26 protein-coding genes and 1 tRNA gene are annotated in these 26,498 nt (G+C 71.5%); 10 read left to right on the forward strand and 17 right to left on the reverse strand.

From position 1 onward, the window contains the following. Together OKJ99_RS23290 and OKJ99_RS23295 are read right to left on the reverse strand one after the other, a co-directional pair. On the reverse strand, positions 1–1,040 hold a 1,040-nt coding region (locus tag OKJ99_RS23290), incomplete at its 3' end, for a serine/threonine-protein kinase (protein ID WP_326019309.1). Positions 1,041–1,122: 82 nt separating this feature from the next. Further along, positions 1,123–1,207 (reverse strand) — tRNA-Leu (locus OKJ99_RS23295). A 196-nt stretch (positions 1,208–1,403) separates the two neighbouring features. Here OKJ99_RS23295 and OKJ99_RS23300 point away from each other — a divergent pair. From OKJ99_RS23300 to OKJ99_RS23310, 3 genes are all read left to right on the forward strand, one after another. Continuing rightward, positions 1,404–2,729, forward strand: a complete 1,326-nt coding sequence (locus OKJ99_RS23300; protein WP_326019310.1) for a M20/M25/M40 family metallo-hydrolase — start codon at positions 1,404–1,406, stop codon at positions 2,727–2,729. A 151-nt stretch (positions 2,730–2,880) separates the two neighbouring features. Continuing rightward, complete coding sequence (gene chpH / locus OKJ99_RS23305) at positions 2,881–3,114, forward strand: chaplin ChpH (protein WP_326019311.1); 234 nt, start codon at positions 2,881–2,883, stop codon at positions 3,112–3,114. 124 nt (positions 3,115–3,238) lie between these two features. Continuing rightward, complete coding sequence (locus tag OKJ99_RS23310) at positions 3,239–3,961, forward strand: chaplin family protein (protein WP_326019312.1); 723 nt, start codon at positions 3,239–3,241, stop codon at positions 3,959–3,961. A gap of 72 nt (positions 3,962–4,033) precedes the next feature. On the opposite strand, the gene OKJ99_RS23315 is transcribed toward OKJ99_RS23310, so the two are convergent. Beyond that, positions 4,034–4,222: a DUF5703 family protein gene (locus tag OKJ99_RS23315; RefSeq protein ID WP_111666225.1), complete on the reverse strand. Its 189-nt coding sequence runs from the start codon at positions 4,220–4,222 to the stop codon at positions 4,034–4,036. A 47-nt stretch (positions 4,223–4,269) separates the two neighbouring features. Here OKJ99_RS23315 and OKJ99_RS23320 point away from each other — a divergent pair, with 47 nt between their 5' ends. Continuing rightward, the gene (locus tag OKJ99_RS23320; RefSeq protein ID WP_326019313.1) at positions 4,270–4,941 is read left to right on the forward strand and encodes a hypothetical protein; all 672 of its coding nucleotides are present in this window, start codon (positions 4,270–4,272) and stop codon (positions 4,939–4,941) included. Between the two features lie 110 nt (positions 4,942–5,051). Here the strand turns inward: OKJ99_RS23320 and OKJ99_RS23325 are convergent, their stop codons facing one another. Both OKJ99_RS23325 and OKJ99_RS23330 read right to left on the reverse strand, forming a co-directional pair. Next, a complete protein-coding gene (locus tag OKJ99_RS23325; protein WP_326019314.1) occupies positions 5,052–7,316 on the reverse strand; it encodes a helix-hairpin-helix domain-containing protein in 2,265 nt (754 codons plus the stop codon). Then, positions 7,313–8,296 carry an aldo/keto reductase gene (locus OKJ99_RS23330; RefSeq protein ID WP_326019315.1) on the reverse strand — a complete coding sequence of 328 codons (984 nt, stop codon included), beginning with the start codon at positions 8,294–8,296 and terminating at the stop codon, positions 7,313–7,315. Before OKJ99_RS23330 ends, OKJ99_RS23325 begins: the two co-directional genes overlap by 4 nt. 144 nt (positions 8,297–8,440) lie before the next feature. On the opposite strand from OKJ99_RS23330, the gene OKJ99_RS23335 reads away from it, so the two are divergent. After that, the gene (locus OKJ99_RS23335) at positions 8,441–9,502 is read left to right on the forward strand and encodes an LLM class F420-dependent oxidoreductase (RefSeq protein WP_326019316.1); all 1,062 of its coding nucleotides are present in this window, start codon (positions 8,441–8,443) and stop codon (positions 9,500–9,502) included. A 230-nt stretch (positions 9,503–9,732) separates the two neighbouring features. Next, complete coding sequence (locus tag OKJ99_RS23340) at positions 9,733–10,518, forward strand: ferritin-like domain-containing protein (protein WP_326019317.1); 786 nt, start codon at positions 9,733–9,735, stop codon at positions 10,516–10,518. Positions 10,519–10,624: 106 nt separating this feature from the next. Here the strand turns inward: OKJ99_RS23340 and corA are convergent, their stop codons facing one another. Continuing rightward, positions 10,625–11,626 carry a magnesium/cobalt transporter CorA gene (gene corA, locus OKJ99_RS23345; protein WP_326019318.1) on the reverse strand — a complete coding sequence of 334 codons (1,002 nt, stop codon included), beginning with the start codon at positions 11,624–11,626 and terminating at the stop codon, positions 10,625–10,627. Between the two features lie 62 nt (positions 11,627–11,688). Here corA and OKJ99_RS23350 point away from each other — a divergent pair, with 62 nt between their 5' ends. From OKJ99_RS23350 to mshC, 4 genes are all read left to right on the forward strand, one after another. After that, the gene (locus OKJ99_RS23350) at positions 11,689–12,375 is read left to right on the forward strand and encodes a histidine phosphatase family protein (protein ID WP_326019319.1); all 687 of its coding nucleotides are present in this window, start codon (positions 11,689–11,691) and stop codon (positions 12,373–12,375) included. Between the two features lie 98 nt (positions 12,376–12,473). Beyond that, a complete protein-coding gene (locus OKJ99_RS23355) occupies positions 12,474–13,064 on the forward strand; it encodes a DUF3090 domain-containing protein (RefSeq protein WP_326019320.1) in 591 nt (196 codons plus the stop codon). Beyond that, complete coding sequence (locus OKJ99_RS23360) at positions 13,028–13,858, forward strand: SCO1664 family protein (protein ID WP_326019321.1); 831 nt, start codon at positions 13,028–13,030, stop codon at positions 13,856–13,858. The genes OKJ99_RS23355 and OKJ99_RS23360 overlap by 37 nt, the downstream gene beginning before the upstream one ends. 204 nt (positions 13,859–14,062) lie before the next feature. Then, complete coding sequence (mshC, locus tag OKJ99_RS23365) at positions 14,063–15,292, forward strand: cysteine--1-D-myo-inosityl 2-amino-2-deoxy-alpha-D-glucopyranoside ligase (RefSeq protein ID WP_326019322.1); 1,230 nt, start codon at positions 14,063–14,065, stop codon at positions 15,290–15,292. 103 nt (positions 15,293–15,395) lie between these two features. Here mshC and OKJ99_RS23370 read toward each other — a convergent pair whose 3' ends face one another. The 11 genes from OKJ99_RS23370 to OKJ99_RS23420 form a co-directional block, all read right to left on the reverse strand. Then, positions 15,396–16,052 (reverse strand): hypothetical protein, encoded by a 657-nt coding sequence (locus OKJ99_RS23370; RefSeq protein ID WP_326019323.1) that lies wholly within the window; start codon positions 16,050–16,052, stop codon positions 15,396–15,398. 38 nt (positions 16,053–16,090) lie between these two features. Continuing rightward, positions 16,091–17,833 carry a S8 family peptidase gene (locus OKJ99_RS23375; RefSeq protein WP_326019324.1) on the reverse strand — a complete coding sequence of 581 codons (1,743 nt, stop codon included), beginning with the start codon at positions 17,831–17,833 and terminating at the stop codon, positions 16,091–16,093. 295 nt (positions 17,834–18,128) lie between these two features. Next, entirely contained in the window at positions 18,129–19,094 is a 966-nt protein-coding gene (locus tag OKJ99_RS23380; RefSeq protein WP_326019325.1) for a PAC2 family protein, read from the reverse strand. Positions 19,095–19,235: 141 nt separating this feature from the next. After that, on the reverse strand, positions 19,236–20,492 hold the full coding sequence (locus tag OKJ99_RS23385) for an MFS transporter (RefSeq protein WP_326019326.1): 1,257 nt from the start codon (positions 20,490–20,492) through the stop codon (positions 19,236–19,238). Beyond that, the gene (locus tag OKJ99_RS23390) at positions 20,489–21,511 is read right to left on the reverse strand and encodes a Rieske 2Fe-2S domain-containing protein (RefSeq protein WP_407700751.1); all 1,023 of its coding nucleotides are present in this window, start codon (positions 21,509–21,511) and stop codon (positions 20,489–20,491) included. The genes OKJ99_RS23385 and OKJ99_RS23390 overlap by 4 nt, the downstream gene beginning before the upstream one ends. A gap of 5 nt (positions 21,512–21,516) precedes the next feature. After that, complete coding sequence (locus OKJ99_RS23395) at positions 21,517–21,762, reverse strand: recombinase-like helix-turn-helix domain-containing protein (RefSeq protein ID WP_326019328.1); 246 nt, start codon at positions 21,760–21,762, stop codon at positions 21,517–21,519. A 28-nt stretch (positions 21,763–21,790) separates the two neighbouring features. After that, on the reverse strand, positions 21,791–22,732 hold the full coding sequence (locus OKJ99_RS23400; protein ID WP_326019329.1) for a PDR/VanB family oxidoreductase: 942 nt from the start codon (positions 22,730–22,732) through the stop codon (positions 21,791–21,793). Between the two features lie 10 nt (positions 22,733–22,742). Further along, a complete protein-coding gene (locus OKJ99_RS23405; protein ID WP_326019330.1) occupies positions 22,743–24,383 on the reverse strand; it encodes a thiamine pyrophosphate-binding protein in 1,641 nt (546 codons plus the stop codon). Positions 24,384–24,392: 9 nt separating this feature from the next. Beyond that, positions 24,393–25,172 carry an SDR family oxidoreductase gene (locus OKJ99_RS23410; protein WP_326019331.1) on the reverse strand — a complete coding sequence of 260 codons (780 nt, stop codon included), beginning with the start codon at positions 25,170–25,172 and terminating at the stop codon, positions 24,393–24,395. A 32-nt stretch (positions 25,173–25,204) separates the two neighbouring features. Further along, complete coding sequence (locus tag OKJ99_RS23415; protein WP_326019332.1) at positions 25,205–25,960, reverse strand: SDR family oxidoreductase; 756 nt, start codon at positions 25,958–25,960, stop codon at positions 25,205–25,207. Further along, positions 25,953–26,474: a cupin domain-containing protein gene (locus tag OKJ99_RS23420; protein WP_326019333.1), complete on the reverse strand. Its 522-nt coding sequence runs from the start codon at positions 26,472–26,474 to the stop codon at positions 25,953–25,955. Before OKJ99_RS23420 ends, OKJ99_RS23415 begins: the two co-directional genes overlap by 8 nt. Positions 26,475–26,498: the final 24 nt, after the last annotated feature.

A 26,498-nucleotide genomic window follows, 5' to 3' on the forward strand; every position in this document is an offset into this window, starting at 1 on the left:
GGGCTCCCGGGCGTCGCGGGCGCACCCGTGGCACCGCGCGGCGGCGTCGCGAACCCCGTCGGCTCCGCCCCGGTCACCCGGGCCCCCTCGGCACGCGCCGCGATCCCCTCGGCGAGCTCACCGGGAAGCCAGGCGTCGGTCGCGGGCCCGGGACCACCGGGCTGCGCCTCACGGATCACCTGGACCGTCTCGATGACCTCCCGCACCGTCGGCCGGTCGGCGGCGGGCTTGCTGAGGCAGCGGGATATCAACTCCCGCAGGGCGTCCGGGACCTTGGACAGATCCGGCTCCTCGTGCACGACCCGGTAGAGCACCGCGTGCGGCTCGCCCTCCCCGTACGCCGTGCTCCCGGTGGCGGCGAACACCGCGGTCTGGCCGAGCGCGAAGACATCGGCGGACCCACTCGCGGAGCCGCCGAGCACCTGCTCCGGAGCCATGTACGCGACCGTGCCCACGGCAGCCCCGCTGCGCGTCACGGACGTCGCGTCCGCGGCCCGCGCCACACCGAAGTCGATGACGCGGGGCCCGTCGGAGGCCAGCAGCACGTTCGACGGTTTCAGGTCGCGGTGCACGATCCCCGCGTCGTGCACCGCCTGCAGCGCCTCCGCGATCCCGGCCGTCATCCGCAGCACCGTGTCCACCGGCAGCGGCCCGTGCTCGCGCACCGCCTCCGCGAGTGAGGGCCCGGGCACGTACGCCGTCGCGCACCACGGCACCGGACTCTCCGTGTCGCTGTCGACGACCGGCGCCGTGTAGAGCCCGTGCACCTTGCTCGCCGCGGCGACCTCGGTGCGGAATCTGCGGCGGAACTCCGGGTCCTCGGCCAGCTCGGGTCTGATCACCTTGACCGCGACGGCCCGGCCGCCCGGCGTGTGCGACAGATAGACGCGCCCCATGCCACCGGAGCCGAGCCCCGCGACCAGGCGGTACCCGCCCACCGTCCGCGGATCCTTGTCGTCCAGCGGACGGAAACCGCCATTGCCGGGCTCCCTGTTCGCCCACACGTCGCGCTGCACCCCCAGGTTGCGTCGAGGGTCCATTGCATCACGTGACGTACCGCACCCCACCGTCGGTGCCGGGGCAACGCAAAAGACCCCAGAGTCATCTGGGGTCTTTACTCTGTGTCCGAGGGGGGACTTGAACCCCCACGCCCGATAAAGGGCACTAGCACCTCAAGCTAGCGCGTCTGCCATTCCGCCACCCGGACTAGGTGTCTGCCGCCTGTGTGCGGGGCGTTTCCCGCGGCGACAGAGAGAACATTACCAGGGTTTCGGAGTGCCTCGATCAGCCCCCCGGCCCGGTCGTCCCGCCTGTGAACGGCACGTGACGAGAGGCGCCCGGCCTTGGGTCCGGAGGCCGGGAGAGAGAGGATGAGAGGCATCCACGGCAAGAGAGGAACCAGCGTGAGCGAGCCGAGCACGGGCAGGGCGGTCTCCGGGCAGGACGAGGTCGTCGACCTCTGCCGCGAACTGATCCAGATCGACACCAGCAACTACGGCGACCACTCAGGACCGGGCGAGCGCAAGGCCGCCGAGTGGACGGCGGAGAAGCTCGCCGAGGTCGGCCTCGAACCGAAGATCTTCGAGTCCCACCCCGGCCGCGCCTCCACGGTCGCCCGGATCGAGGGCGAGGACCCCTCGCGGCCCGCCCTCCTCATCCACGGTCACACCGACGTCGTCCCGGCGAACGCGGCGGACTGGACCCACCACCCGTTCTCCGGCGAGATCGCCGACGGCTGCCTCTGGGGCCGCGGCGCCGTCGACATGAAGGACATGGACGCGATGACCCTCGCGGTCGTCCGCGACCGGCTGCGCACCGGGCGCAAGCCCCCGCGCGACATCGTCCTCGCCTTCCTCGCCGACGAGGAGGCCGGCGGCGTCTTCGGCGCCCGCCACCTGGTGCGCAACCACCCGGACCTCTTCGAGGGCGTCACCGAGGCGATCAGCGAGGTCGGCGGCTTCTCCTTCACGGTGAACGAGCAGCGCCGGCTCTACCTCGTCCAGACCGCCGAGAAGGGCATGCACTGGATGAAGCTGTCCGTGGCCGGCACCGCCGGGCACGGCTCCATGATCCACCGGGACAACGCGATCACCGAGCTGTCCGAGGCCGTCGCGCGCCTCGGCCGCCACAAGTTCCCGGTCCGCGTCACCAAGACGCTCCGACACTTCCTCGACGAGCTCGGCGACGCCCTCGGCACCGAGCTCGACCCGGAGGACATGGAGGAGACCATCGCCAAGCTCGGCGGCATCGCCAAGCTGATCGGCGCCACGCTCTCCAACACCGCGAACCCCACGCAGCTCAACGCCGGGTACAAGGTCAACGTGATCCCCGGCGAGGCCACCGCCAACGTCGACGGCCGCTTCCTGCCCGGCCACGAGGACGAGTTCCTCGCCGACCTCGACCGGATCCTCGGCCCGAAGGTCAAGCGTTCGGACGTGCACGCGGACAAGGCCGTCGAGACCACGTTCGACGGCGCGCTCGTCGAGGCCATGAAGACCTCGATCGAGGCCGAGGACCCGATCGGCAAGGCCATCCCGTACATGCTCTCCGGCGGCACCGACGCCAAGTCCTTCGTGGAGCTCGGCATCCGCAACTTCGGCTTCGCGCCGCTGCAGCTGCCGCCCGAGCTGGACTTCGCCGGCATGTTCCACGGTGTCGACGAGCGGGTGCCGGTGGACGGCCTCAAGTTCGGTGTGCGGGTCCTGGACCGCTTCATCGACGCGTCCTGACGTCAACCCGGCGAAGGGGCAGAAATCGCTCGCACGTGCGTAATGGACCGGAAAGAGTGAAAGGAGCCGTACGCTCGTAGCCCCATCAGTTCTTCCTCGTTACAGGGAGTGCAGTCCGCGGCTGGGACTGCATTGCCAACAAGGAGGAATAATGCTCAAGAAGGTCGTCGCCGCTGCGGCAGCCACTGGTGGTCTGGTTCTCGCGGGTGCGGGTCTGGCCGTCGCCGACTCCGGCGCTCAGGGTGCTGCGACGCAGTCCCCCGGCGTCATTTCGGGCAACGTCATCCAGGCCCCGATTCACGTGCCGGTGAACGTGTGCGGCAACACGGTCTCTGTGATCGGGCTGCTGAACCCTGCCTTCGGTAACACCTGCGCCAACGACTGACGTTGTTGTGCCTCACCCCTTGAGGGTTTGAGCCCACGGCCCCGGAGTGCGAGCCATGCACTCCGGGGCCGACGGGTTGGACAAGGTTCCAAGGCAAGACTTCTAAGGCAAGGCAGGGAAACCTATGCGACAGGTCATGCGGAAGGGCCTGATCACCGTGGCGGCCGCGTCCGGCGTACTCGCCGTCACCGGTGGCTACGCACACGCGGACTCAAGTGCGAACGGAAGCTCGTCGGACTCACCGGGCGTGCTGTCCGGCAACTCCGTCGAGGCGCCCGTGGACGTTCCGGTGAACGCCTGCGGCAACACGATCAACGTCGTCGGACTGCTGAACCCCGCGTCCGGCAACGACTGCGGTGGCTCGGGCGGCGGCGACAAGGCCGGCGACCAGTCCTCGGACGGCGGCGCGCAGGCGGGCGGGCACAGCAGTGACTCGCCCGGTGTCGGCTCGGGCAACCACGTGTCGGTCCCGGTGAACGTGCCGGTGAACGCGTGCGGGAACTCCGTCGGCGCCGGCTCGATCGGCAACGGGACCACCGGTAACGGTTGCTCCGACGACGGCGGGGGCGGCAGCACCACCACGCCGCCCGCGGACTCGAACACCCCGCCCTCGCGGGCCGGGCACCCGGGCGTGGGCACCGGTGCGGACACTCCCAACGACCCGGGGACGCAGACCGTCGCCATGCCTCAGGGAGAGTCCCAGCTCGGGCAGACCGGCAGCCCTCGGGCGACCGGCACGCTCGCGGAGACCGGCAGCTCGGTGCCGATCGGCGGGGTCATCCCGATCGCCGGAGGCGCGCTGCTCGTGGGCGCGCTGCTCTACCGGCGGGCGAACGCGGCGGCGTGACATCAGGCGGTACAGAACGGAGCGGGCCCCGCACGGACGGGGCCCGCTCCGTTGTCTCTCCTCGCCCTCAGGTCACCATGTGGCCCGCACCTGGCGGATGATCCGTCGACGCAGACGCACCCGGCGGCTGCCGTCGCGACGCAGGCTCAAGCGGTCCAACTCCCAGTGTCCGTACTCAGCATGGTCCGTCAGCAGACGCGTCGCGTCCTTGCGGGAGACCCCGCGAGGTACATACACGTCGACAAATTCGTATTCCGGCATCGCATCTATTGTGCGGGCAGCGGCCCGGTACGGATAGCGTCTGCACTATGTCTGATGCTGCGCAGCCCACCGCTGCCGAGGTACGCGCCGCCGCCGAGGCGGTCAAGGCTGCGCTCGACGTCCACTTGGCGGCGGTCGAGCGCCGGTCGGGAGAAGACGATCCGGCCGTCTATGAAGCGTTCAATGAACTCGCCGCCGCGGCCGAGGAGTACGACGAACTCCTCTACGACCGCTACGACGAGGTCACCCCCTTCGAGATCCCCGGCAGCGAGGACTCGCTGCCGCCGTACGCGGGGCCGGAGGAGCCGAACGCGCTGAGCGTGCTGATCCGACGCGACTACGCCGTGGTCGAGCCGCAGCGCCTGCTTGCCCAGGCCGGGCGGGTCGCCGACCTGGACGCGGAGCCGGACGCGGAGTCCGCCAACGGGGCGGGCAGCAGTGTGCACGCCGCGCTCGGCGTCCTCTTCGGCGAGTTCGAGCCCGACGAAATCGCCTCCCGGCACAAGGAGTTCGGCCTGGAGGAGGGCGACTCCACGCTCTGGGTCACGGCATCGGACGAGCCCACGGACCCTGGTGAGTGGCTGGAATCCCCCTTCGAGCAGGTCGATCCGCAGCGGGTGGTGTGCCGCTTCGACGTGAGCGCGGTCTTCGACGACGACGAGTTCGACGACGACGGCTCCGCCGAGGTCGACGAGCCGCTGGAGGAGGCGGACCGCTGACACCCCGCTGCCGCGGATCCCCGGGGCGGCTGTTTCTGCCGCACCGGGGTTGCGGTCGCGGGGCTCCGCCCCGGACCCCGCGCCTCAATCGTCGGCGGGGCTTGATATTCCTACGAAGCCGGGACCTGGGAACGGACCAGGCTGCGCAAGCGTGTCGTGCGGGGCTTGGCCGGGACCTCCGCCACGGCCCGTGGCAGGGCCGCATCCGCACCCTGCACCACCGAAAGATGACGCTCACCGCGCCCGAAGGCCGTATAGACCCAGGGACGACTCAGCGCCTGCGTCGCGTCGCCCGGCAGCACCACCACGGCCGCGGGCCACCGAACCCCCACGGCCTGATGCCCGGTCACGGCCCACCCGTGCCGCACCGCGCCCTGCTCCACCTGCTCCTTCGGTACGAGGACGGGGGAGCCGTCGCACTCGATGCGCAGGCCCTCCGCGTCGGCCCCGACCACCACGCCGGGCCGGATCCGCCCGCGCCCGGTCACGTACACCACCCGGTCACCGGGATCGAAGCCCCCGAACTGACCGGGACCCGGGTTGAGCCGCTCCTTCAGCGCCACGTTCAACGCCCGCGTCCCCGCGGCGCCCCCGTGGCCCGGCGTGATCACCTGCGTCTGCTCGGCCGGCACCCCGATCGCCCGCGGCACCGAGTCCGCGACGAGCTGCACGGTGCGGTGGATCGCCTCGGCCGGATCCCGCACCGGAACGATCACAACCTCCTTGCCGGGCGCCTCCACCTGGTTCAGCTCACCGATGCCGATACCGGAGACCAGCTCGCCGATCGGCCCGAAGTCCGGTGTGCGGGAGGTGATGCGCGGGCAGATCTCGGCCGCGGCGACGTCCGCGAAGACCCGGCCAGGGCCCGCCGACCACAGCGTCCCCGGGTCTCCGCTGAGCACCAGGCACGTCCCGTCGGCAAGCAGCTCCACGAGCATCGCGGCGTCGCCCACGTCCAACTGCGGCGCGTCCAGGACGACCAGGAGGTCGAGGGCGAACGCCCCGTCCCGGTCGAGGCCGGGCCCCTCCGCCTGCGCGAGCAGGCCCGCGACGGTCGCGGTGGCCGTCTCGGGCGCGTCCGGGCCGAGGAGTTCAGCGGCCCGGCGCCGGCCGTCCGCACCGTGTGCGGCGACGCACACCCGCAGGCCGAGACCGCCCGCGGCGGCGGCCGCGGCGACAGGCTCGGCGCGGGCCGCCTCGCCGCCGGTGTGCAGGACGAGGCGGTGCGCGGCGATCGCCCGGATCAGCTCGGCCGTCGTGCCGCGCGCGGCACCGGCGGCCTCCTCCAGGCCGGCGGTGGCCGAACCCTCGTCCTTGGGCGTGGCGTTGAGCAGCCGCGCGAGCCCGTCGGCGAGGCTCTCCTCCGCGAGCGCGTACCGCTCGAGCCCGACCAGGACCCGGACAGGACGCTCCGCCTCTTCCTCCTCGCCGTCCTCCTCATCGGTGGCGGGCGCGGGCGCGGCGGCGGGCGCGTCCTCCAGGGGGTCGTGGAAGATCAGCGCGTCGCCCTCGGCGACGGCGCTCTGTACGGCCTCCTCCGGATCGGGCACCCCGCGCTTGCCGAGCGCGTCCGCGAGCACCGGCAGGTCGAGGGCCGTGTGCCCGGCATCCGCGGCCTGCTCAAGGAGCCATACGGTGACGGCGCGGCCCCGCCGCTCGTCGTCGGGCCCGCACTCCGCGCCGAGCAGCGCCCGCGCGAACCCGTCGGCCTGCTCGGGCCGCACCCCGCTCACCCGCAGCAACTGCCACGGATCCGCGCGCAGTTCGTCGCCCGCGCCCTCGCCCAGGGCCGCGGCGGTCGCGGCGGCCAGCGAATCGGGGGCCCCGCCCTCGACGAGCACGGCCCGCACCGCGGTGACGGCTTCCGGGTCGGGGCTCGCCTGGCCGACGGCCTGTGGCCTGCGCACGGGTTCGGCGGGGGAGGCGGCCGAGGTGTCCCGCCGCGGCTCAGGCTCGGTCCGCGCGAGTACGGGGGCGGCGACCGGCTTCTCCCCGCTCTCCACCGCGCGCACGGCGGCCAGCAGGTCGGCGGCGGTCCCGCTCAGCTTCGTCCCGGCGTCGATCGGCGCCTCCTTGGCGGCCTTGCGCTCCGCGATCCGCTCCCGGAACTCCCGCTGAGCCGCCAACTCGGCCTCGGCCTCGGACACCTCAGCACCCTTCGCGGCGCCGTCCTCCGATGCGGCTTCCGCGTCGTCCTCGTCGGTCTCGTCCGGCGGCGCCGCTACGGCGCTTTCCTCCGTGTCGTCGGTCCCGGTCGACCCGGCCCCGGCGTCGTCCGCCGACACCGGCTCCGCCTCCGCGCTCGCGGCGGCAGCCGGATCCGTGTCGGGGCGGGCCCCTGACTCGTTCTCCGCGGCAGCGGACTCCGTACTCACAACGTGCTCCAGTCCTGATCGGGATAGCGGTGCACGGGCGCCGACACGTCGTCGAGCGCCTGGCAGATCTCGTCAGGAAGACTAAGGGCCTCCACTGACAATGCCGCTGTGAGCTGCTGCGCGTTGCGCGCGCCGACGATCGGGGCAGCCACTCCCGGCCGGTCCCTGACCCACGCGAGGGCCACTTGGAGCGGCGTCACGGCAAGCCCGTCCGCCGCCGTGGCCACCGCGTCCACGATGTGCCCGGCCGCCTCGTCGAGATACGGCTCGACGAACGGCGCCATGTGGTCCGAGCCGCCCCGCGAGTCGGACGGGGTGCCGGAGCGGTACTTTCCGGTCAGCACCCCGCGGCCCAGCGGTGACGAGGGCAGCAGACCGATGCCGAGGTCGAGCGCCGCCGGCAGCACCTCGCGCTCCACGCCCCGCTGCAGCAGCGAGTACTCCATCTGCGTACTGGCGAGACGCGTGCGCGCGCCGGGCGCGGAGAGCTGCCACGTACCGGCCTTGGCCAGCTGCCAGCCGCAGAAGTTCGAGACGCCCGCGTAGCGCGCACGTCCGCTGCTGACCGCGATGTCGAGGGCCTGGAGCGTCTCCTCGATCGGGGTCCCCGGGTCGTACGCGTGCACCTGCCACAGGTCGACGTACTCCGTGCCGAGCCGGCCGAGCGAGGCATCGAGCGCGGAGAGCAGGTGCCCGCGCGAGCCGTCGAAGCGCCGGTCGGGATCGGGCACGCTGCCCGCCTTCGTGGAGATGACCAGATCGCGCCGCGGCACCAGGCCCTCGATGAGCCTGCCGAGCAGATACTCCGACTCCCCGTCCCCGTACACGTCGGCCGTGTCGACGAGCGTGCCGCCCGCCTCCCAGAAGGCCTTCAACAGGTCGGCGGCGTCGTGCTCGTCGGTGTCCCGGCCCCACAGGAGGGTGCCGAGTCCGATCCGGGACACACGCAGGCCGGTGCGGCCGAGATGCCTCTGCTCCATGGGCGCTGAGGTTACTGGCCGAAGGTCAGGAACGGGGCCCCTGTGGATATCTGCCGCCGGGGTCGCCGGGTTAGGGTGCCGGGCGAGGCACCCTACCCATGGGTAATTCTCTGGATCCGGCAAGGCGTTAAGGGGATGTGGTCAATGAAGCTCGGCATCAACCTCGGCTACTGGGGCGCAGGCATGGACGCGGACAACCTGGCCGTCGCGAAGGAGGCCGACAGACTGGGCTACGCGGTGTGCTGGGCAGCGGAGGCCTACGGTTCCGACGCCGCCACCGTCCTCGCGTACGTCGCCGCGCAGACGGAGCGGATCGACGTCGGCTCGGCCATCTTCCAGATCCCGGCCCGGCAGCCCACGATGACGGCGATGACGGCCGCGACCCTGGACTCGCTGTCCGGGGGCCGCTTCCGGCTCGGCCTCGGTGTCTCCGGGCCGCAGGTCTCCGAGGGCTGGTACGGGGTCAAGTTCGACAAGCCGCTGGCGCGCACCCGCGAGTACGTCGAGATCGTCCGCAAGGCGATGAGCCGGGAGCGGGTCAGCCACGAGGGCGCGCACTGGACGCTCCCGCTGCCCGACGGGCCCGGCAAGCCGCTGAAGCTGATCGTGCACCCGGAGCGCGAGCGGATCCCGCTCTACATCGCGGCGATCGGCCCGAAGAACCTGGAGCAGACCGGCGAGATCGCCGACGGCGCCCTGCTGATCTTCCCGGCGGCCGAGCACCTGGAGGAGACCGCGCTCCAGCACATCCGCGCGGGCCGCGAGAAGGCCGGCAAGACCATGGAGGGCTTCGACGTCTGTCCGACGGTTCCGCTGGCACTCGGTGGGTCCGACGAGGCTTCCGTGAGCGCGCTCGCCGACATGTTCCGGCCGTACACCGCCCTCTACGTGGGCGGCATGGGAAGCCGTAAGCAGAACTTCTACAACCAGCTCGCGCAGCGCATGGGCTACGAGAAGGAGGCCGCCGAGATCCAGGACAAGTACCTGGCCGGCGACAAGGAGGGCGCGGCCGCGGCGATCCCGCAGCAGCTCATCGACTCCACCACGCTGCTCGGTTCCGTGGACCGGATCGCCGACCGGATGCGGGCCTACTCCGAGGCCGGTGTCACCACGCTGACCGTCAACCCGGCCGGGCTCACGCTCGACGACCGCCTGGCCGCGCTGCGCGCGGGCACCGAGGCGATGGAGCGCGCCGGGCTGGCGTAAGGCTTGGGGGGAGTTCTTCTGCGGCCGTGGTGGGGGCTCGGGGGGTCTTCCCCGCCACGGCCGACGCCTTGCTCAACGCGCCATGAGGGGCCTGGTTACGGCTCGTCCCGCGTCCCGGGTCCTCCTTTCGGACGAGTTCACCCGCATAGCTGTTGCCCTGCCCCATGTCCCGCATTTGACTCGGACTTTGCAGTACTGCGGAGTCCGGCGCGGTGAGATGGAGGTAGCAGATGCTGTCGGCCAGGAGTCTGTTCCAGGAGATCATCGACAACGACGAGTCGTTCCGGCTGTTCTGCTCCATCGCGGCCAGCGGCGAATCACAGGGCGGCTGGGAGAACGGGCGGATCGCCGCGCTGGTCCCCGAGGGCGAGCGCGGCCTCGCTCCCAAGATCGCGCGGCACGGCGCGGACGAGGACAAGCACGGGCGGATCTTCAACGCCCTCATGAAGAAGCGCGGCCTGGAGCCGGCGCCCGTCCCCGCGGAGGCCGACTACACGATGCTTCTGGAGAAGCACGGGATCGGCCTCGCGCACGATCAGTTGCGGCGCGACGAGCGGCTCTCCGTACAGGACATCGTCACGTACCTCGCGCACAGCCGCGTCACCGAGCAGCGGGCCTCCGAGCAGATGGTGATGCTCCGCAAGCACTTCGCCGACGACCCCGACCTCGGCCGCGCGGTCAAGATGATCTCCAACGACGAGGACAACCATCTCGCGTACTGCCACGAGGAGTTGCTGCGCTTCGCGTACGCGGGCCACGGCCGCACCATCCAGCGCATCCTGCGCGAGTGCGCCCTCGCGGAGATCGCCATATACCGGGACGTCAGCCTCGCCGTCATGGACCACATGGGCCGCGTCCTGCGCTGGTCGAGGCCGAAGGCGGGTGCGCTCGCCGCGGGGATCCACGCCATGTACGCGTACGAGCGGCTCGGCGGCTGGCGGCGGATGGTGTCGTTGCGGATGCCGGAGCGGCGGGATGCGCTTGGCGGGCCGCCTGCCACGGTCGAGTTCGCCTGAGCCGTCCGGCATTACTCGTCCGGCGTTGCGGTCGCGGGGCTCTGCCCCGGACCCCGCGCCTCAATCGCCGGCGGGGCTTGATCGGGGACAGCAGGGCTTGATGTGGTCACAGCCATCCGCGGCGCTTGAACAGGCGGTACAGCAGCAGTTCCAGGAGTGCCATCAGCACGATCACCGCCGGGTACGCCCACACCCAGTGCAGCTCCGGCATGTGGTCGAAGTTCATGCCGTAGATGCCCGCGATCATCGTGGGCACCGCGGCCATCGCCGCCCACGCCGAGATCTTCCGCATGTCGTCGTTCTGCCGCACGCTCATCTGCGCCAGGTGCGCGGACAGGATGTCCGACACGAGGCGGTCCAGGCCGTCCACGGACTCGTTGATCCGCGTCAGGTGGTCGTTCACGTCGCGGAAGAAGGGCCGCGCCTCCTCGTGCACGAACGGCACCGCGGCCAGACCCCACGGGCCGACCCCGGCGAGCCGGGCCAGTGGCATCGCCAACGGCCCGGTGGCGCGCCGGAATTCGAGGATCTGGCGCTTGAACGTGTAGATCCGCGACGCGGTGTCGCGGGTGCCGCCGCCCTCCGGGGAGAAGACGTCCGTCTCGAGCTCCTCCAGGTCGGTCTGCAACTCGGCCGCGACCTCCAGGTAGTGGTCCACCGTGGCGTCCGCGACCGAGTACAGGACCGCCGTCGGCCCCTGCTTCAGGAACTCCGGCTCGGCCTCCAGACGCTGTCGTACGGCCTTCAGGGGCGCGCCCTCGCCGTGCCGCACGGTCACCACGAACGAGTCGCCCAGGAACAGCATCAGCTCGCCCGTGGACACCTTGTCGCTCTTCGGCTCGTACACGACCGGCTTGAGGACCACGAACAGCGAGTCGTCGTAGATCTCCAGCTTGGGCCGCTGGTGCGCCTTCAGGGCGTCCTCCACGGCCAGCGGATGCAGCGCGAACTCCTGGGCGACCCGCTCGAACTCGTCCTCGCTCGCCTCGTGCAGCCCTATCCACACGAACGCGTCGCCCGCCGAGCGCGCCTCGTCGAGGGCGTCGGAGAAGTCGGCGGGCCGCTCGATGCGGCGCCCGTCGCGGTAGATGGCGCAGTCGACGATCACGAAGTGAATTCTTCCCAGGACCGGGCACTGCCGCACGTTGTCGTGTGCCTAGGGTGGGGCACATGCCCACGCTGATCCTTGTCCGGCACGGCCGGTCCACCGCCAATACCGCGGGGGTGCTCGCCGGGTGGACGCCCGGTGTGGCGCTCGACGAGCGCGGCGCCGCGCAGGCCGCGCGGCTGCCCGAACGCCTTGCGGACCTGCCCCTCGCCGAGATCGTCGCCAGCCCGCTGCAGCGCTGCCGGGAGACCGTCGCGCCGCTGCTCGCCGCGCGCCCGGAGCTGACCCTGCGCACCGACGACCGCATCGGCGAGTGCGACTACGGGGACTGGTCCGGCCGCAAGCTCGCCGAGCTGACCGACGAGCCGCTGATGCAGGTCGTGCAGCAGCACCCGACGGCCGCCGCGTTCCCCGGCGGGGAATCGATGCGGCAGATGCAGCACCGGGCCGCCGAGGCGGTACGTGAGTGGAACGCGCGCGTGGAGCGCGAGCACGGCGATGACGCCGCCTACGTGATGTGTTCGCACGGCGACATCATCAAGTCCCTTGTCGCGGACGCCATCGGGCTGCATCTGGACCTCTTTCAGCGCATCTCCGTAGAGCCGTGTTCCATCACAGCGATCCGTTACACACGGCTGCGCCCCTTTCTCGTACGCCTCGGAGACACCGGTGACTTCGCGTCCCTGGCGCCGCGTGAGGCGCCGCAGGAGCCCGATGCGCCGGTCGGGGGCGGCGCGGGCGCACCGTGATCGTCGGCCGCAGTAGGGTGAAGCAGCCGTAAGCACGGTCGGCCCGGTCGGACATGACCGGTCCCAGCCAGTCGATCCCGATCCCATGGAGACAGGACGTGTCCCGTCAGGTGTTCCTCTACGACCCTCCGGAGCGGTTTGTGGCCGGTACGGTCGGGCTCCCCGGGCGCCGCACCTTCTTTCTGCAGGCCACCGCCGGAGCCAGGGTCACCAGCGTGGCTCTGGAGAAGACCCAGGTGGCCGCGCTCGCCGAGCGCATGGACGAACTGCTCGACGAGGTCGTGCGGCGCACCGGGGGCAACGCCCCGGTGCCCGCCGTGGCACCCAGCGAGGTCTCCGACACCGCGCCGCTGGAGGCGCCCGTGGAGGAGGAGTTCCGCGTCGGCACCATGGCACTCGCCTGGGACGGCGACGAACAGCGCATGATCGTCGAGGCGCAGGCCCTCGTCGAGCTGGACGCCGAGTCCGAGGAGGACATGGCGGAGGCCGAGGAGAAGCTTCTCCAGGACGAGGAGAACGGCCCGCCGATGCTGCGCGTCCGCCTCACGGGGAACCAGGCCCGCGCGTTCGCCAAGCGGGCCCTGGACGTCGTGAACGCGGGCCGCCCGCCGTGCCCCCTGTGCAGCCTGCCGCTCGACCCGGAGGGACACGTATGTCCGCGCCAGAACGGATACCGGCGCGACGCGTGAGCGACCGGGACCTGCTCACCTTGGGTGAGCTGAACGTCGAGGGACAGATCCGCGAGGCGTCGAACGCGGTGCTGCTGTGCACCGTCACCCACGAGGGCCGCGAGGCCGCCTGCGTCTACAAGCCGGTACGCGGCGAGCGCCCGCTGTGGGACTTCCCCGACGGGAACCTGGCGCGGCGCGAGGTCGCCGCGTACGAGGTCTCCGAGGCGCTCGGCTGGGGCCTCGTGCCGCTGACGGTGCTGCGCGACGGGCCGTACGGCGAGGGCATGTGCCAGCTGTGGATCGACACCCCGGAAGAGGCGGGGGACGACGCCGAGCTGCTCGCCCTCGTCGACCGTGAGGAGCCGGGGGAGGGCTGGAAGGCCATCGGGTTCGCCGAGGTCGGCGAGGGCCGCACGGCGCTGCTCGTGCATGCCGACGACGCCCGCCTGCGCCGGCTCTCGGTGCTCGACGCCGTGATCAACAACGGTGACCGCAAGGGCGGGCACCTGCTCGTCGACGCCGAGGGGCACCTGTTCGGCATCGACCACGGTGTGACGTTCAACGCCGAGGACAAGCTGCGCACGTTGCTGTGGGGCTGGGCGGGGGAGCCGCTGACCGAGGAGGCCGTCGCCGCCCTGGAGGCGTTGCGCGGGGCTCTTGGTGCGGGCGAGTGGCTCGCTGCGCGGCTGGGCGAGCTGATTACGGAGGCCGAGTTGGAGGCTGTGCGGGAGCGGGTCGCGGGGCTGCTCAAGACCGGGCGGCATCGGGAGCCGGGTGGGGATTGGCCCGCGATTCCTTGGCCGCCGGTGTAGTGCGCGGCCCGCACCGGTGTTGCGGTCTCGGGGCTCTGCCCCGGACCCCGCTGCTCAAGCGCCGCAGGGGCTTGAAGAGCCTGCTCAAGCGCCGCGGGGGCTGATGTGCTTAGCGCGCCCGTCAAGATCGCGCAAGAGGGCCGGATCGGCCATTGCGCCTGGTCCGGTTCGTATCCGGAAGCACCGTCCGGTTACGCTCGATGCATGCATGCCTGGCCCGCTTCTGAGGTCCCCGCCCTGCCTGGCAAGGGCCGCGACCTCCGGATCCACGACACCGCGACCAGTGGGCTCGTCACCCTTGCCCCTGGTCCCGTCGCCCGTATCTACGTCTGCGGCATCACGCCGTACGACGCGACCCACATGGGTCACGCGGCGACCTACAACGCGTTCGACCTCGTGCAGCGCGTGTGGCTCGACACCAAGCGGCAGGTTCACTACGTCCAGAACGTGACGGACGTCGACGATCCTCTGCTGGAGCGGGCCGTGCGTGACGGCATCGAGTGGGAGGGTCTCGCCGAGCGCGAGACCGCCCTCTTCCGTGAGGACATGACCGCCCTGCGGATGCTGCCGCCGCAGCACTACATAGGCGCGGTCGAGGCGATACCCGGCATCGTGCCGCTCGTCGAACGACTGCGTGACTCCGGTGCCGCCTACGAGCTCGAGGGCGACACCTACTTCTCCGTCGACGCCGACCCGCACTTCGGGTCCGTGTCGAACCTCGACGCCGCCGCGATGCGGCTGCTCTCCGCCGAGCGCGGCGGCGACCCGGACCGTCCGGGCAAGAAGAACCCGCTCGACCCGATGCTGTGGATGGCCGCGCGCGACGGCGAGCCCAGCTGGGACGGCGGCTCGCTCGGCCAGGGGCGCCCCGGCTGGCACATCGAGTGTGTCGCCATCGCCCTCGACCACCTCGGCATGGGCTTCGACGTCCAGGGCGGCGGCTCCGACCTGGCCTTCCCGCACCACGAGATGGGCGCGTCCCACGCCCAGGCGCTGACCGGCGAGTTCCCGATGGCCAAGGCGTACGTGCACGCCGGCATGGTCGGGCTCGACGGCGAGAAGATGTCCAAGTCCAAGGGCAATCTGGTGTTCGTCTCCGCGCTGCGTCGCGACGGTGTCGACCCCGCCGCCATCCGGCTCGCGCTCCTCTCCCACCACTACCGCTCGGACTGGGAGTGGACGGACCAGGTGCTCGCCGACGCCGTGGCCCGCCTCGACCGCTGGCGCGCGGCCGTCTCCCGCCCCGACGGCCCGTCCGCCGAGGCGCTGGTCGAGGAGATCCGCGAGGCGCTCTCCAACGACCTGGACGCGCCGACCGCGCTGATCGCCGTCGACCGCTGGGCCGAGACCCAGTCGGCCGGAGGCGGCACGGACGAGGGCGCCCCCGGCGTCGTATCGCGTGCCGTGGACGCCCTGCTGGGCGTGGCGCTGTAGCAGCTGTAGCACCCCCCTTCCGGTAGCACAGAGGGCGCCTCCCCATGCGGGGAGGCGCCCCTTTTCCGTGTGCGCCGCTGTGTGCGCGGCGGTCACTTCCCGGTCAGACGCGCTGCACCCGTACGCTGCGCAGCACGGTCGGCGTCCCGGTGTCCCAGACACCGACGACCTGGTGGCCGAACGCGAAGGCCTCCTGGATCTCGTCGTGCGCCTGCGGGGTCGGGTTGTTGAGGACCCGGAACTGGTTGTTGATGCGCAGGAAGATCTGGCTCGGCTGGCCGGGCAGCGGCTGCACGATGTCGATGTAGCCGTTCGCGACACCGGCGGCCAGGGCCTGCTGCTGCACCTGCTGGTGGGACTGCTGGATCGCGGTCCGCTGGAGCTGCTGGATCAGCTGCTGCATCTGCTGCTCGATCTGCTGAGCCTGCTGGTCCTGCTGGTCCTGTTGCCCCTGCCCGTACTGCTGTTGCCCGTACTGCTGCTGGCCGAACGGCTGCTGTCCGGACTGCTGCTGCTGTTGCCCGCCGAGTTGCTGCAGCAGCTGCTGGTACGGCTGCTGCTGGCCGAGCTGGTGAAGCTGCTGCTGGAGCTGCTCCTGGCCGTAGGGCTGGGAGCCGTACTGCTGGGAGCCGGACGACTGCTGGCCGAAGGGCTGTTGCATCTGCTGCCCGAACGGCTGCTGCTGGCCCATGCCCTGCTGGTAGGGAGAGGTGCTCGGGAACTGCTGCCCCTGCTGACCCATCTGCGGGGTGATGCTCATGCGGGTGCCACCTTCCATCAATGGTTGGTTGCGTTGCCTCAGCCCGTGACGACCAGGCCGACGACCTCGTCGTCCGAGAACCACACACGTACGTCGGGCCGTCCCCCCGCGAAGGCGGTGTGCACCGCCTGGCGGGTCTCCGGGGACGGGTTGTTCAGATTGCGCCAGGAGCCCGCCACGAACAGACGCAGCCGGGGCGGGAGTTCCGGCGGATACGGGATCAGTTCGTCCCAGTACCGCTCGGCCTGGCCCGAACCGACCGTCGAGGGAAGCAGGTTGGTGACCGCTCCCTTGATGTCGGGCCGGTTGCCGATCCGCTGTGAGGCGGGCCGGCCGGGGGCGTCCTGCTGTGGTGAGCCGATCGCCCGGAGCACTTCGCGCGCCCGTTGCGAGGTCATCGGGCGCTGACCGCCTGCCTTGAGCATGCCCTGGAGGGCGGTCAGCGCGCCGACGACCACCGGGGAGGCGGACGAGGTGCCGGAGAAGGTGTCTGTGTACCAGGCGATCTCCTCGGTGCCGCCCTGCAGATCGCCGGGCCGGTTCCAGGAGCCGCCGGTGGTGGTGACCTCGCGGCCCCAGCCCTGGGCGTCCACACGGGCGCCGTAGTTGGAGAACGAGAGGCGCGAGCGGTCGGGGCCGTGGTCGCGGCCGTGGGTGCCGGGCGGCGGTGCGCCCGCGCCGACGAGGACCGCGTCCGAGGAGCGGTTCGACGGGTTGAACGGGTTGTGCCACCACGTCGGGAACGCGTCGGGCCGCCGCTCGTACACCGCGTCGTCGAGGGACTCGCCGCCGTTGCCCGCAGCGCCCACGACCACGATGCCCTTCGCCGTCGCGTACTTGACGGCCGCGAAGTCGTCGGGCCACCACTCCAGGGCGATGTAGCCGCGCTGGTCGTCGCGCGGCTCGAAGTCGAACCGCGGCCCCGGGCGGTGCAGTTCGATGAGGATCACGTCTCCGGCGTTCAGCCGGTCGGCCGCCGCGTGGATCGCCGCCGCCGTGCCCACCCCCTGGAACGAGGCCGCCGCGGTCACCGCCTCCGGCACGATGCCCGTGATACCGCGCTCATTGCGGTCGCCGCCGATCACACCGAGGACCGCGGTGCCGTGATTGCGCCAGGCCACGTCCGAGATCGGCGTGCCGATCACGATGCCCGCGAGCTTCGCCGACAGGTCCTCGTGCCCCAACTGCCAGGCGCCCTCCACGTCGATGACGGTGATGCCCTCGCCGCTGCCGCCGAGCCGCCGCCACGCCCACTGCGCGTCGATACCGGCGGGCGCGGGGCCCAAATAGCCCTGGCGGCCCGTGTAGTCGGGCGTCGCGGCCGTCTTCTCCTTCAGCCGCCGCGCCTCCTCGAAGTTCTCCGGGGACGACGCGCGCGCCGCGGGCACCGCGCCGGGCTTCACGTACGCCGTGTCGATCTCCGGGAGCGCCGCGATCCGTGACCGCAGCTCCTGCGCCCGCTCGGATCCGCCGCGCACCCGGTAGAACAGCGCCAGGTCCGGTACGTCGGCCCCGGGTGCCTCGCCGGCTCCCTGGACCCGCTCCTCGCCGCCGAACAGCGGTTCAAGAGCGAGTTGTTCGTCCCCGAGGAACATGTTCAGCGCCGATACGTCGGCGCCCGCGGCGGAGCGCACGCCGTCGGCCTGGACGCGCAGGCGGGCCTCCGGGCGCGCCACGACGATCAGTTCCTCTTCCGCCCCGCGATAGGTGAAACCGGATCCGTCCGGTCCCGGCCCGGCCGCTCCCGGCCCCTGTGCCGGGCTTGCGTGCTGGTCGGTCATCGGTCCACAGCTCCCCTCGCCACATCAGGTCGTACGGGTCTGCTTGTGCCGTGTGTTTCCTTGAGGCTCGTCCGGGCTCACCTTGCTACGCCGACGCCCGCCCGTCCAGACCCCGTCGGTCAACTGCGTTTGAAAACAAGTTGAATGGGGAACCCCCTGCATCTGCCATCAATTCGTCCGGAAACCACTGTCACGCCCCAAACCGGCCAGACTCCGGGGGCGGGCGCGACGGGTTGGGACACGACGAAGGGCGGGGCGCTCGGCGCCCCGCCCTGACGGTCACTGCGTGCTGCGGCTACTCGTCGCCGTCGTCGCCCTCGGGGCGCGGCGGCTTCGGCGGCTGGGTCCTGCCGCTCGGGTTGTCGCGCAGATGCGAGGAGCCGTCGCCGCCGTCCGTCGCGTGACCGCCCGGCGCGGCGTCCGGATCGCGGCGCTGCAAATAGCGCTCGAACTCGCGGGCGATGGCCTCGCCGGAGGCCTCGGGGAGTTCCGCGGTGTCACGGGCCTCCTCCAGGGACTGCACGTACTCGGCGACCTCGCTGTCCTCGGCCGCCAGCTGGTCCACGCCCAACTGCCAGGCCCGCGCGTCCTCGGCCAGCTCGCCCAGCGGGATGCGCAGGTCGATCAGGTCCTCCAGGCGGTTGAGGAGGGCCAGCGTCGCCTTCGGGTTCGGCGGCTGCGACACGTAGTGCGGAACGGCGGCCCACAGCGAGACCGCGGGGACACCGGCGTGCGTGCAGGCCTCCTGGAGGATGCCGACGATGCCCGTCGGGCCCTCGTACTTGGTCTCCTCCAGGTTCATCCGCGAGGCCAGGTCCGCGTCCGACGTGACGCCGCTGACCGGAACGGGCCGGGTGTGCGGGGTGTCGCCGAGCAGCGCGCCGAGGACGACGACGAGTTCGACGCCCAGCTCGTGCGCGAAGCCGAGCAGCTCGTTGCAGAACGAGCGCCAGCGCATGGACGGCTCGATGCCCCGGACCAGGACCAGGTCGCGCGGCTTGTCCCCGCCGATACGGATCACCGAGAGCCGCGTCGTGGGCCATGTGATCTTTCGCACGCCGTTGTCCACGAACACGGTCGGGCGGTTGACCTGGAAGTCGTAGTAGTCCTCGGCGTCCAGCGCCGCGAACACCTGGCCCTTCCACTCTTTGTCGAGGTGTTCGACCGCGGTGGAGGCGGCGTCGCCGGCGTCGTTCCAGCCCTCGAACGCGGCCACCATGACCGGGTCGACCAGCTCGGGTACCCCCTCGAGCTCGATCACCCAGTGCCTCCTTCCGACGTGCCCTCGCGTACCTGCCCACCTTACGGCGTCGGCGGGGGCCCTCCGCAGCCCCCTTGTGGGCGCGGACTGCCCCCAACACTGCCCCACGGCGGAGTGGTCCACTCCACCGTGGGGCAGCCGTCAGGTCCGCGCGAGCGGCGCGGTGCCGGGTTCGGTGGCCGGTGCCTCGCGGACCGGCCTGACCAGCAGCCATGCCCCGCACACCAGGGTCAGCGCCTGGGCCCCGGCGAGGAGGCTGAATCCGGCGCCGAAGCCGTGGCCGCCGCTCGCCGCGATGGCCACGCCCATGAGGGTGGGCATGAACGCCGACACGAGATTGCCGACCCCGTTCACGACCCCGTAGGCGCTGCCGACGAGGTGCGCGGGCGCGCAGTGCTGGACGAGGGTGGGGATGGCCGGGCCCTGAAGACCCCAGAAACCGCCGGCCAGGATGAGAGCGGTGGCCGCCGCCGCGTCGCTGTCCGCGCCCGCGACGAGCAGCACGCACACGGCGGTGCCGGTCGAGCCCACCACGAAGGGCAGTGCGAGCAGCCGCCGCGGCAGCCGGTCGAGGAGCAGCCCGCCGAGGAACCCGGACACCAGCGACATCAGGAACGGCAGGGCCGAGACGATGCCCATCGCGGAGAGGGAGAAGTGCCGCTCGTGCAGCAGATACGAGGGCAGCCAGGCGCTCGACCCCCACAGATACGCGAGCGTGGCGATCTCGATGACCAGGATCGGGGCGAGCCGCGGCATCCGCAGGGCGCCCTTCAGCGTGGCCCGGAAGCCAGGACGCTCGGCGCCGCGTACACCGCGTTCCCGTCGGACCCGTACGAACAGCAGGATCAGCGGGAGGCCGATCACCGCGTTCAGTGCCGCGAGGGCGACGAACGAGGTGTGCCAGTCGAAGCGGTAGACGAGGTATGTGATCAGGGGCAGGCCCGCGGCCGTGCCGAGCGACACCCCCATGGAGCTGACCGCGTTCGGGCGGCCCGCCTCGTGCGGCGCGAAGTGCTCGCGCACGTACATCGTCTTGAGCGAGAACAGCGGTCCCTCTGCCGCGCCGAGCAGGGCGCGCAGGACGGTCAGCGTGAGCGCGCCGAGCGCGTACGGCGAGAGCAGTGTCATCAGCGACCACAGGGCGACGCTGACGACGAGGCCGCGGCGCACCCCGAGCGACGTCTCGTAGAACGGGGTGAGGACGAACGCCGCGATGCCGTACCCGATGAGGAACACGGTCGACAGGGCGCCCTGCGCCGTGGGGTCACCGGTGATGCCGAAGTGGTCGGTGAACGCCTTGTCCGTGATGAGGACGGAGACGTTCACCCGGTCCACGTAGCTGATCAGCACGATGACCAGCAGGCTCAGGACCCCTGCCCAGCGCGCTCTCGCACTCATGCGGTCGGCTGCTTCCCGGTCGCCTGCTTCTCGGCCTCGCCGCGGTACATGCGGCGCAGGCGGACCACGCCGAGGTCGTGCTGGTACAGGTTCTCCTGTTGGTCGGCGTCGGCCGGCATGGCCTCCAGCATCTCCCGGTCCTGCTCCAGGACGTCCCAGTGCCGCTGCTCGATCAGCGTCTTGTACAGGAAGCGCCAGGTGTCGCGCTGCCAGCCCTGGACCTTGCGGTAGCGCCAGAAGAAGACGGCGCAGCGCTCCTCGTCGACCGGGCGGACCATGCCGACGATGCCGAACGGGCCGCCGGGGCCCGCCGACGGCGGGTAGGGGATCGACAGGTCGACCCAGTCCACGCCCGTGCGGCACAGCTCGACCCAGTCGAAGTTCACACCCCGCTGGTCGGTCTTCTCGAAGAAGTAGCCGCGGTCGGTCTCGCGGATGCGGAACTTGGCGGTGATGTCACCGTCGAACATGGTGTGCGAGTCGTGGTGCAGGAACTGGCCGTGCATCGGGTCGAGCAGGTTCTCGACGCCGTAGCGCCACGGCGCGTTCCACTCGGCGTAGCACAGGATGGCGTCGGTGTCGGGGTCGGTGAGCGGCTCGGGGAGCGTCAACTCGACCGGCTCCGGGTGCTGTTCGTCGCCGAAGTACGCGAGGACGGCGCCGGACACCTCGCGCACGGGCAGCGAGGTGACGAGCTTCTTGCCCTCCAGGTTGCAGCCGGGCAGGCCCGGCACGGAGGAGACGGTGCCGTCGGTCTCGATCTCCACGCCGTGGTACCAGCAGGCCACCCGGTCGCCCAGGTGCTTTCCGAGGGAGAGCGGGGCGCCGCGGTGCGGACAGCGGTCGGCGAGCATGCTCAGGGTGCCGTCGGAGCGGCGGAACAGCAGCCACTGCTCGCCGAGGACGGTGACCTTGCGCATCGCGCCGGGCGCGACGAAGGAGGACGGCACGACGGGGTGCCACTGGTTGCGCAGACCGGTCGCGTAGATGTGGTCGGCGGTGCGGGTCTTGGCGGTCACTGCGGTCACGCTCCCAGTCGGTGCATCTCGGCGCGGAAGGATTCCTCGGTCCACGGCGCCCCGTCGGGGGCGTGGACCTGACGGGCGTTCAGCCCGCTCACGACGTCGGTGAGTTCGTGGCCGACCTTGGTGAAGACCTCTTCGAGGGTCGCCGCCAGCTTGTACTCGTACGGACTCGGCTCGTGGTCGCGGGACTGGTGGGTCTCCAGGTACGGCCAGTCGGTGTTCGCGGTGTTCGGGGTGCTGCTCATGGGTGTCTCCTACGTCTTCAGGAGGGGCTTAAAGGTCCAGTACGAGGCGGGAGCCGGCCGCGCAGCGCGAGACGCAGATCATCATCGAGGCGCTCGCGGCCTGCTCGGCTTCCGACAGGAGGAAGTCGCGGTGTTCGGGGGCGCCTTCGATGACGCGGGTCTCGCAGGAGCCGCAGATGCCGTCGCGGCACGAGCTGGCGACGTCGATGCCCGCGGTCTCGGCGGCCTCCAGGATCGAGGTGTCGGCGCCGATGGTGAGGGTCTGTCCCGAGGTGCGGCACTCGACCTCGAACTCACCGTCGTCCGCGGACCGTTCGACGACGGGGGCGGCGAAGCGCTCAAGGCGCAGCCGGTCGGCGGGGCAGCGCTCCTCGACGGCGGCGAGCAGCGGCTCGGGCCCACAGGAGTAGACGAGCGCCCCTTCGGGCAGAGCGGCGAGCGTCGCGTCCAGGTCGATGTGCCCCTGCTCGTCCTGCGGTACGAGGGTCACGTCACCGCCGAGCGCCCCAAGTTCATCGGTGAACGCCATCGAGGCGCGCCCCCGGCCGCCGTACACCATGCGCCAGTCGGCGCCGCGCCGGGCGGCCTCCCGTGCCATCGCGAGGATCGGCGTGACACCGATGCCGCCGGCGATGAACACGTACGCGGGGGCGTCCTCCAGCGCGAAGTGGTTGCGCGGCTCGGACGCGGTGACCTGCTGGCCGGGGCGCAGCTTGGTGTGCACGTGCCGCGAACCGCCGCGCGAGGACGGCTCGTTGAGCACGCCGATGCGGTACGTGCCGCAGTCGGCCGGGTCGCCGCACAGGCTGTACTGGCGCACCTGGCCGCCGACGTGCACGTCGAGGTGCGCGCCCGGCGCCCAGGTGGGCAGCGGCTTGCCTTCGGGGTGGGTCAGCTCGACGGACAGGACACCGTCGGCCTCCCATGTCATCCGCCGGACCAGCAGGTCAAGGCGACGCTCTTCGGTCATGGTGGCCTCCTTATGTGCCGGGGATCTTCACGGGCGGGGTGAACGGGTTCTTCATCGGGCCGAGCGCGGCCAGGTCCACCTCGACGAGCGTCGGACCCTCGGCGCCGACGGCCTGTTCGAGCACCGGCCGGGCGTGCTCGGTGTCGGCGATCCGCAGGTACGGCAACCCGCAGGCGCGGGCGAGGAGTTCGAAGTCGGGCGTGGCGAGGTCGACACCGGAGCGGCGCTCGCTGTAGCGGTCCTGCATGTTGCGCAGCACGCCGTAGCCGCCGTCGTTGAAGACGAGGACCGTGAGGCGGGGCCGCTCCTGGGCAACGGTGAGCAGCTCGCCGAGGTGCACGGCGAGGCCGCCGTCGCCCGCGATGACGACGGTGGGCCGCTCGGGGTCGGCGAGCGCGGCGCCGATGCCCATGCCGAGGCCCTGCCCGATGCCGCCGCCGCGCGGGAAGACGTTGGAGCGCGGGTCGTACATCTCCAGGAGCCGGTTGCCCCAGCTGCTGGACGGGATGGTCACGTCGCGGGCGACGACCGCGTCGCGCGGCAGCACGGCGCGCAGCGCGTCGCAGATGGCCGCCTGCGGGCCGATGTTGTCGTGCAGCGTGGCCCGCACCTCGGCGCGTACGTCCTTGATCCGCCGCGTCCACGACGGCTCGGCGGCGCGGGCGTGGGGGAGCAGGGCGGCCAGGGTGTCGGCGGCGTCGGCGTGCAGGGTGTGCGCGGCCGGGTAGACGCGGCCGAGGGCGGCGGCGTCGACGTCGATCTGGATGTGCCGCTCGGCGCCCGGCAGTTCGAGGCCGTAGTCGGCGGTCTCGTTGGACCGGAAGTGCGTGCCGATGGTCAGCAGCACGTCCGCGTCGGCGAGCAGCGCGCGAACGGCCGGCGTGGTCGCGAAGTTGCCGATCACCTGCGGGTGGTCCTCGGGCACGGCGCCGCGCCCCGAGTTGGAGGTGAGGAGACCGGCGCCGGTCGCCTCGACGAGCGCGGTGAGCTCGGCGCCGGCGCGGAGAACGCCGCCGCCGGCCCAGATGAGGGGGCGTTCGGCGGACGCCAACAGCTGGGCGGCGACGGCCAGTTCGTCGTCCGGGGCCGATACGGCGGCCCGCTCCACGGCGGCGGGTGCGTCCGTCTGTGCCGCGAACTGCAGGTCGATCGGCCACTCCACGCTCGCCGGGCCGCCCGGCGACGCGAGGGCGGCACGCGCGGCGGACCGCAGCACGTCGCCCGCCTCTTCGGTTGAGCGCACCGTGGCCGCGAACACCGAGACGGCGTCGAGCATGCCGAGCTGGTTCTTCGTCTCGTGGATGAACCCGCGTCCGCTGCCCAGGAACTCGGCCTCGACCTGGCCGGTGACGTGCAGCACGGACGTGCCGGAGGCGAGCGCCTCGATCAGCGAACCGGCCGCGTTGCCCGCGCCCGTGCCGGTGGAGGTGAGCGCGCAGCCGAGGGAGCCGCGGGCCCGGCCGTAGGCGTCGGCGGCGTTGACCGCGCTCGCCTCGTGCCGCACGGGTACGAAGCGCAGCTCGCGGTCGACGGCCTCGACCAGGGGCAGGTTGTGCACGGACACGATGCCGAAGACCGTGTCGATGCCGAGTTCCTTCAGGACGGCGACGAGGAGGTCACCGCCGGTGGTGTACTGCGTGTCAACTGGCATGTGAACTCCTCAGAGAATGCCGCGGCCGACGCCGCCGCAGACGTCGACGCCGGTTCCGGTGATGTACGAGGCGCGCGGTGAGAGCAGCGCGACGATCGCGTACGCGACCTCCTCCGCGCGGCCAAGACGGCCGAGCGAGACGCCGCGGTCGGCGGCCAGCTCCGCCTGCCAGTCCTCGTAACTCATCCCGGAGTCCGCGGCGGCGTGCCGGCGCGTCCACTGACCGGTGTCGATGAGACCGAGGCAGACCGAGTTGACCCGGATGCCGTCCGAAGCCAGCTCCTGGGACAGGGACTTCGAGAGGTTGAGGATGCCGGCGCGCGCGGCGCTCGTCGTGATCAGCCGCGGCTCGGGCTGCTTGGCGAGGACCGCGTTGACGTTGACGACGGAGGCCGCGTCGGACGCCTTCAGGTACTGCCGCGCCGCCTGAAGCGGGTTGAGCACGCCCGCGAACTTCAGCTCCAGCTCGTCGCGCCAGTCGTCCTCGGTCGTGTCGTCGAGGCGCTTCATGCGGGACTGCCCGGCGTTGTTCACGAGACCGTCGACGCGGTCGCCGCCGAACGCTCCGGCCGAGGCGCGGACGAAGTCGCGTACGGCGTCGGCGTCGCGGACGTCGCAGGTCGCGGTGTAGAGGCGGTCGTGTGTGCCGATCCTCTTGAGGCGGTCGGCGTCGCGCCCGCAGGTGGCGACGTTCGCGCCTTCGTCGAGGAGGGCGCGGACCGTGGCCAGGCCGACGCCCGAGCTGCCTCCGGTGACCACATAGGTCCTATCGGCGAGGCCCAGATCCATAACTCAGTGCTCCAGTGGGTCAGTTCAGTAGGTCAGTTCATGGTGAAGCCGCCGTTGACGGCGATCACCTGTCCGGTCAGATAGCGGGATTCCTCGGAGAGGAGGAAGGAGGCGAGACCGGTGAGGTCGTCGGGCTGCTGCGGCCGGGAGATCGCCCGGTTCGCGGCGTAGAGCCCGTGCCGCTCCTCCGGTACTCCCTCGGTCGCCTCGCACTCGGTGAGGCCCGGCGCGAGGGCGTTCACGGTGATGCCGCGCTCGCCCAGTTCCCGGGCCATGGCGCGGGTGAGGGCGATGACCGCACCCTTCGACGTGATGTAGTGCGCGAGCCGCGGCGAACCGTAAAGGGCCGCGTCCGAGGCGATGTTGACGATGCGTCCGGTCGGGCCGAACAGCGGGTGCAGCGCCTTGGCCACCAGCCAGGGGCCGCGCGCGTTGATCGTCATCAGGCGGTCCCAGGTCTCGATGTCGATGTCCTGGAACTCCTTGCCGCCGACGCCGTTGGCGAGGGCCGCGTTGTTGACGAGTCCGTAGAGCCCGCCCAACTCCCGTACAAAAGCGGCGAGTTCATCGACGGATGCCGGGTCCGCCACGTCGCAGCGCGCGAAGTGCGCGTCGTGCCCCTCGCTCCGCAGCTCCTCGGCGGCCCGGGCGCCGCGCTCGGGGTCGAGCTCGGCGAGGACGACCCGGAAGCCGTCCGCGCCGGCCCGGCGGGCCATGGCCAGTCCCAGGCCACGGCCCGCCCCGGTCACGACGACCGTGCGCACCTCGTCGGGGGACTGCTCAGTCACGGGTGACGCCGTGCATCGGCGAGTACTCGGGGTACGAGGGCACCTGCGGCTTCTGCGTGCCGATGACGACGCAGAACAGGGCGTCGGTGTCGCCCTCGTTCTTCAGCGAGCGGGTCACACCGGCGGGCACCACGATCATGTCGCGGTAGCCGAGCGTGCGGTACTCGACCTCGTCCGGGCCGCGGTGCACGCCCACGCGGACCTCGCCCTCCAGGACGAAGAAGGCCTCCTCCACGTCGTGGTGGGTGTGGGCCGGGCCCTCGGCGCCGGGCGGCAGCAGCATGTTGGAGAAGGTGAAGCCGCCGGACGGGAGGATGCGGCTGTCGCCCTCGTGGTTGCCGGTGGCGCCGGAGCCGACGTAGCGGATCTGGCCGCGGCGGTACTGCTTGCCCGCCTTCTCCTGGAAGGAGAGCGTGTCGAAGTCGGCGACGCGGGACTCCTTCGACGCGATCAGCGAGTCGGTGTACGTGCCGAGGTCGCCGCCGTTGTCGTACTCGTTGGTGGTCAGAGGCATGGTGTGCGTCCTTAGGTAGGCACT

Origin of the sequence: Streptomyces endophyticus (genome assembly GCF_035798155.1) — a bacterium.
Lineage (GTDB): Bacteria > Actinomycetota > Actinomycetes > Streptomycetales > Streptomycetaceae > Streptomyces > Streptomyces endophyticus.